This is a genomic window from Roseateles sp. (assembly GCF_036404855.1).
GTDB lineage: Bacteria > Pseudomonadota > Gammaproteobacteria > Burkholderiales > Burkholderiaceae_C > Pelomonas.
The window spans coordinates 1-6,384 of sequence record NZ_DASWYS010000239.1 but is presented as its reverse complement, the minus strand read 5'-3'; the positions used below and the strand labels follow the sequence as shown (position 1 = coordinate 6,384).

Annotated in this window: 5 protein-coding genes; 4 read left to right on the top strand and 1 reads right to left on the bottom strand. The window is 68.4% G+C overall.

What is annotated here, in order from left to right; all coding sequences use genetic code 11:
- Positions 1–176: 176 nt before the first annotated feature.
- The 4 genes from gspN to gspF all read left to right on the top strand — a co-directional run bounded on the left by gspN (position 177) and on the right by gspF (position 5,968).
- Positions 177–1,055, top strand: coding sequence for a type II secretion system protein N (gene gspN, locus VGF12_RS15750; RefSeq protein ID WP_331176990.1), 879 nt, complete (start codon positions 177–179; stop codon positions 1,053–1,055).
- 2 nt (positions 1,056–1,057) lie between these two features.
- Positions 1,058–3,244, top strand: coding sequence for a type II secretion system secretin GspD (gspD, locus tag VGF12_RS15745; RefSeq protein WP_331176989.1), 2,187 nt, complete (start codon positions 1,058–1,060; stop codon positions 3,242–3,244).
- Between the two features lie 84 nt (positions 3,245–3,328).
- Positions 3,329–4,753 (top strand): type II secretion system ATPase GspE, encoded by a 1,425-nt coding sequence (gene gspE, locus VGF12_RS15740; RefSeq protein ID WP_331176988.1) that lies wholly within the window; start codon positions 3,329–3,331, stop codon positions 4,751–4,753.
- Between the two features lie 3 nt (positions 4,754–4,756).
- Positions 4,757–5,968 (top strand): type II secretion system inner membrane protein GspF, encoded by a 1,212-nt coding sequence (gene gspF, locus VGF12_RS15735; protein ID WP_331176987.1) that lies wholly within the window; start codon positions 4,757–4,759, stop codon positions 5,966–5,968.
- A 173-nt stretch (positions 5,969–6,141) separates the two neighbouring features.
- Here gspF and VGF12_RS15730 read toward each other — a convergent pair.
- Positions 6,142–6,384 (bottom strand): methyl-accepting chemotaxis protein (locus VGF12_RS15730; protein WP_331176986.1); only part of this gene is annotated, 243 nt, incomplete at its 5' end.

The window sequence follows — 6,384 nt, the reverse complement described above, 5'->3', positions numbered from 1 at the left end:
CTGAACCTTGCAGGCGAACGTGCCGTCGTCACGCTGAACGGCATCACGCCTGAAGCGCTGCAGAGCTGGCTGGGCGAGGTGCGCTCGGCCGCACGCGCCCGCCCGGTCGAAGCCCAGTTGACCCGCGGCCCCAAGGGCTATGCCGGCACACTGGTGCTCAGCCTGGGGAACAACTGATGGCCTGGTTCAAGAAGAGCGCGCCGGCCGCCTCGGCCAACGACTCCGTGCTGGGCGACATCCAAGCGGGCGGTCGCGCGGTGCGTCACCTGACACCCAGACGCTGGAGCATCGCGGGCGCCCTCGTCGGCATCATCGGCGCGCTGATCGTGTTCGCTCCGGCGAGCTGGCTGGCGCGAGCGCTGGCCTCGGCGACCAGCGAGCATCTCCTCATCGTGGACACGCGCGGCAGCATCTGGAATGGCTCGGGCGTACTGGTGCTGACCGGCGGCGCCGGCAGCCGCGACGCCTCGGCCCTGCCCGGCCGGCTGCACTGGAAGATGAGTCTGAAGGGCATCGGCCTGCAGCTCGCCGCACGGCAGGACTGCTGCATCAACGGCGAGCTGCTGCTGGGCATCAAGCCCGGCCTCGGACGGCTGGCGGTCAGCGTCGACACCCAGGCCGACTGGCTGGTGCGCCTGCCCGCCGACCTGCTGGGTGGGCTGGGCACGCCGTGGAACACGCTGCAACTAGGCGGCTCGCTGCGGCTGTCGGCCCGCGAGCTGAAGCTGGAGTCGGTGCAAGGTCGCTGGCGCCAGTTCGGCGAGCTGCAGCTGGAACTGCTCAACCTGTCCTCGCGCGTGTCCACCGTCGCGCCGCTGGGCAGCTACCGTTTCACGGTCACGGCCGACACGACCAGCCCGGGCGTCAGTACGCTGAACCTGTCCACGCTGGAAGGCGCGCTGCAGCTCTCGGGCGTGGGCACGCTGACCGCCGGCGGAAAGAGCCGCTTCACTGGCGAGGCCAGCGCCGCGCCGGGACGAGAGGAAGCGTTGAACAACTTGCTGAACATCATCGGACGCCGCCAAGGGGCGCGCTCCGTCTTGACGATCGGATGATCATGAATCTCCAACGCACCGCCACATCCATCGCCGCCATGCTGCTGGCGACCAGCAGCGCGTTTGCCCAGCCCGACAGCACCTCCGTCCAGCGCGGCAAACCGGCCGGCCCGGCCGTCAAGGCCAGCTCGCTCGTCACGCTGAACTTCGTCAACGCCGACATCGAGGCGGTGACCCGCGCCATCGGCGTGATGCTGAATCGCCAGATCATCATCGACCCACGCGTGAAGGGCGCCATCACGGTCTACAGCGAACAGCCCGTGTCCGTGGCCGAGGCCTACCGCAACTACCTCGCCGCGCTGCGCGGCCTGGGCTTCACCGTCGTCGAGGCGGCGGGCTTCCTGAAGGTGCTGCCTGAGCCGGACGCCAAGCTACAGGCCGGCTCGGTGGCCGTGGAGACCAGCAACGTTCGCGGCGACCAGATCCTGACCCAGATCTTCCGCATTCAGCACGAGAACGCGAACAACCTGGTCGCCGTACTGCGCCCGCTGATCAGCCCGAACAACACCATCAATGCCAATCCGGGCAACAACAGCCTCGTCATCACCGACTACGCTGACAACCTCCAGCGCATGGCCAAGATCATTGCGGCCATGGACACGCCAGGCACCAGCGACATCGAGATCGTGCCGCTGAAGCATGCCGTCGCGGCGGACCTCGCGCCGCTGGTGCAGCGCCTGGCCGACGGCGGCTCCACCAACATCGCCGCAGCCGCGCCGGGCCAGAGCAGCAGCGCCGTCAACGTGCTGGTGGACCCGCGCTCCAATGGTCTCATCCTGCGGGCCAGCAACCCGGCCCGCCTGGCCGCCGTGCGCTCCATGGTCGACAAGCTCGACCAGCCCAGTGCCGACGGCGGCAACAACATCCGCGTCGTCTACCTGAAGAACGCCGACGCGGTGAAGCTCGCCACGGTGCTGCGCGCCGCCTTCGGCGCGGCCTCGTCGAGCAGCGGCACCAGCAGCAGCAACTCGCCCGGCACCTCCAGCCTGGCAGGCACCAACTCGCTGGGGTCGACGAACCAGTCCCTGACGGGCGCGACGCCGAACGCCAGCAACAACGCCGGCGGCATGAACTCCGCCGCCGCGACTTCGCCGCTGACGCAGTCCGCGGGCCCGTCCACCGGCGGCTTCGTGCAGGCGGACCCGGCGACGAACTCGCTGATCATCACAGCGCCCGAACCGCTGTACCGACAGGTACGGGCCGTCATCGAGCAACTCGACGCACGCCGTGCACAGGTCTATGTCGAGTCGATGATCGTCAAGATCGACAACAGCAAGGCCGGGCAGTTCGGCGTGCAATGGCAGAACCTGATCGGCACCAAGGGCGATCAGGTGGTCGGTCTCAGCGGCACGAACTTCGGCACGGGCCTGGGCAACATCCTCAATCTCATCGCCGCCGGCTCCGGCAACAGCACCTCCATTGGCACGGCACTGTCCAACAGCAGCCTGCCCAGCGGCTTCAACCTCGGTCTGGTCGGCAAGATCAACGGCACGTATTCCATCGGCGCGCTGGCCAGTTTCTTCGAGAGCCAGAGCGGCGCCAACGTGCTGTCCACGCCCAACCTCGTCTCACTGGACAACGAAGAGGCGCGCATCGTCATCGGTCAAAACGTGCCGTTCGTGACCGGCTCCTACGCGAACTCCGGCACGACAACCGGCGGCACGGTCAATCCCTTCACCACCGTGGACCGCAAGGACGTCGGCCTGACCCTGAGGGTCAAGAGCCAGATCGGCGAGGGCGGCACCGTGCGCATGGTGGTCTATCAGGAGAACTCCGCCGTGGTGCCGGGCTCCAACGGCACCACCGGCCCCACGCTGGACAAGAGCGCCATCGAGACCAGCGTTGTCGTCGACGACGGCGAAATCATCGTGCTGGGTGGGCTGCTGAAGGATGAGTACACCGATGGCGACGACGGCGTGCCTGGCCTGTCCAAGATCCCGCTGATCGGCAACCTCTTCAGCAGCAAGAACCGCAAGCGCGTGAAGACCAACCTGATGGTCTTCCTGCGCCCCGTCGTGATGCGCTCGGCCGACAGTGCCAACCAGTTGACGCTGGACCGTTACCAGAGCATCCGTGCCGTACAGGAAAGCGCCCAGCCCCAGAAGAGCCTCATCCTGCCCGACACCGGCGCCCCGCTGCTGCCTGATCCCAAGGCGGCACCGTCGAACAAGGCCCTGCCTCAGCAGTGATACACATGCGCCCCCACACTCGCTTCGCTCATTGCCCCCCGAGGGGGCGCACAGCGCCTTTCGGTCGGCCGGGCGGGCGCTGACATGGCCGCGACCCGCCACCCCCTGCCCTATGCCTTCGCGAAGGCCAACTGCGTGCTGCTGGAGGACGATGGCGGCACGCTGACGCTATGGGCGCCGCCCGAGGTCGGCTGGGCCACGCTGTCCGAAGTCCAGCGCCTGTACGCGGTGGACCGGCTCGAGTCCGAGGCGGCCCCGTCGCTGGCAGAGCGTATCAACGCGGCCTACGCCGGCAGCGAGTCCAGTGCGGCCGTGGTCGTCGGCGAGGTGGAGAGCGCGGTGGACCTGTCGCGCATGATGCAGGACCTCCCCGCGGTGGAAGACCTGCTGGAGGCCGCCAACGATGCGCCCATCATCCGCATGCTCAATGCACTGCTGACGCAAGCGGCCAAGGACGGTGCGAGCGATATCCACATCGAGCCCTACGAGCGCAGCAGCTCCGTGCGCTTTCGCGTCGACGGCACGCTGCGCGAGGTGGTGCAACCCAACCGCGCGCTGCACGCGGCGTTGATCTCACGGCTGAAGATCATGGCGGAGCTGGACATCGCCGAGAAGCGCCTTCCGCAAGACGGCCGCATCTCGCTGCGCATTGGCGGCCGCGCCATCGACGTGCGCGTGTCCACGCTGCCCTCGGCCCACGGCGAGCGCGCGGTGCTTCGCCTGCTGGACAAGAGCGAATCCAAGTTCACGCTCGAAGGCCTGGGCATGGACGGCCAGGTGCTCGGTGCGTTCAAGAAGCTGGTCCAGCAGCCCCATGGCATCGTCCTGGTCACCGGCCCCACGGGCTCGGGCAAGACCACGTCGCTGTACGCCTCGCTGCAGACCGTCGACACCAGCACCACCAACGTGCTGACGGTCGAGGATCCCATCGAGTACGAGCTGCCTGGCATCGGCCAGACCCAGGTCAACGGCAAGATCGACCTGACCTTTGCCAAGGCCTTGCGCGCGATCCTGCGTCAGGATCCGGATGTCATCATGATCGGCGAGATCCGCGACTACGAGACCGCTCAGATCGCCATCCAGGCATCTCTGACAGGCCACTTGGTGCTGGCCACGCTGCACACCAACGACGCACCCAGCGCCGTCACGCGGCTCACCGACATGGGCGTGGAGCCCTTCTTGCTGTCCAGCTCGCTGCTGGGCGTGCTGGCCCAGCGCCTGGTGCGCCGGCTCTGCCCGGTGTGCAAGCGCCAGGACGCGCAGGGCCACTGGCACCCCGTGGGTTGCGATGCCTGCGGCCACATCGGCTACAAGGGCCGCACGGGCGTCTACGAACTGATGGTGGCGGACGACGCGGTGCGCAGCCTCATTCACAACCACGCGCCGGAGAGCCAACTTCAGGCGGCCGCCGTGGCCAACGGCCTGCGGTCCATGCGCGAGGACGGCGAGCGGCTGATCGCGTCCGGCGTCACCTCGCTGGAAGAGGTTCTCCGCGTGACTCGAGAGTAAGTCGTGCCGGCCTACAAGTACGAAGCCCTCAGCGATGCCGGCCGCCAGAACGGCGGCCTGATCGAGGCCGACAATCCCCGCGCCGCGCGCGCAGCCGTGCGCGCAATGGGCCTCACGCCGCTGTCCATCGAAATGGTCCAGCAGCACGGCTCGCAGGAGGGCAGCCGCTTCACACGCCGCGTCTTTGGCCCGACGGCCCTCGCGGTCTGGACGCGCCAGCTCGCCGGCCTCGTCGGCTCGGGCCTGCCCATCGAGCGCGCGCTGACGGCGCTGGCCGACGAGAGCGAGGACACCCGTCAGCGGGAGCTGATCTCGCAGCTCAAGGCCGAGGTCAATGCCGGCTCGACCTTCGCCCGCGCGCTGGCCTCGGCGCCGCGCGAGTTCGACGATGTCTACCGCGGCGTTGTCGCCGCCGGCGAGCAAAGCGGCGCGCTGGGCCAGGTGCTGGAAAAGCTGGCCGACGATCTGGAGGAGCGCCAGGACCTGAAGGCCAAGCTCGTCGGCGCCATGGCCTACCCGGCCATCGTGTCGCTGATCTCGGTGTGCATCGTCATCTTCCTCGTCACCTACGTCGTGCCGCAGATCGCGACGGTGTTCACCAGCTCCAAGCGCACGCTGCCCATGCTGACCATCGCGATGCTGGCCGTCAGCGACTTCGTGCGCGCCTGGGGCTGGGCCATGCTGGCCGTGCTGATGGGGGCGGGCGTGGCCCTGCGTTTCGCGCTCAAGGCCCCGGCCTTCCGGCTGCGTTTCGACGCCGGCCTGCTGGGCCTGCCGTTGATCGGGCGCCTGGCGCGCGGCTACAACGCAGCTCGCTTCGCCGGCACGCTGGCCATGTTGGCCGGTGCCGGTGTGCCGATTCTGAAGGCGCTGCAGGCCGCGGCCGAGACGCTGTCCAACCGCGCGATGCAAGCCGATGCGCTGGATGCATTGGTGCAGGTGCGCGAAGGCGCGCCGCTGGGCTCGGCACTGGCCGGCAAGAAGCGCTTCCCCGGCATACTGGCCATGTTCGCTCGCCTGGGCGAGCAGACCGGCCAGTTGCCCGAGATGCTGGGCCGCGCCGCTCGCCAACTGGGCGTTGAGGTGCAGCGCCGCTCCATGGCAGCCGCCACGCTGCTGGAGCCGCTGCTCATTGTCGCGATGGGCGCGGTGGTGCTCCTGATCGTGTTGGCGGTATTGCTGCCGATCATCCAGCTCAACACCTGGGTCAAGTAGCCCTGACTACCGCAGCGAGGCTGCGCCCCGTTAACGGGGGGCTGAGTCCGGGACACTCGATCCAGTGGACTGGTTGGCGAAGCGCCGAGCCCGCAGCCCGGCCCGGCACGGCCTCCCGGCAAAGCCGGATCCATCGCCGTTGCTGGCGCAGCGGCCGAGCCGGGCGCGGCCGGTCAACTCAGCCGGAACGTCGCGACGACGTGGCTGAGACGGCTGGCCTGTTCCTTCAAGCTCTCGGCAGCGGCGGTCGATTCCTCGACGAGCGCGGCGTTCTGCTGTGTCATCTTGTCCAGCTCGGCCACGGCCTGGTTGATCTGGCCGATACCCTGGCTCTGCTCGCCGGCAGCCGTGCTGATCTCGCCCACGATGTCGGTCACGCGCTGCACGCTGTCGACGATCTCGGTCATCGTCTGGCC

What these genes read in the sequence shown, in the direction of transcription:
- gspN (WP_331176990.1), top strand. Translation starts at nt 177, where the DNA reads ATGGCCTGGTTCAAGAAGAGCGCGCCGGCCGCCTCGGCCAACGACTCC.
- gspD (WP_331176989.1), top strand. Translation starts at nt 1,058, where the DNA reads ATGAATCTCCAACGCACCGCCACATCCATCGCCGCCATGCTGCTGGCG.
- gspE (WP_331176988.1), top strand. Translation starts at nt 3,329, where the DNA reads ATGGCCGCGACCCGCCACCCCCTGCCCTATGCCTTCGCGAAGGCCAAC.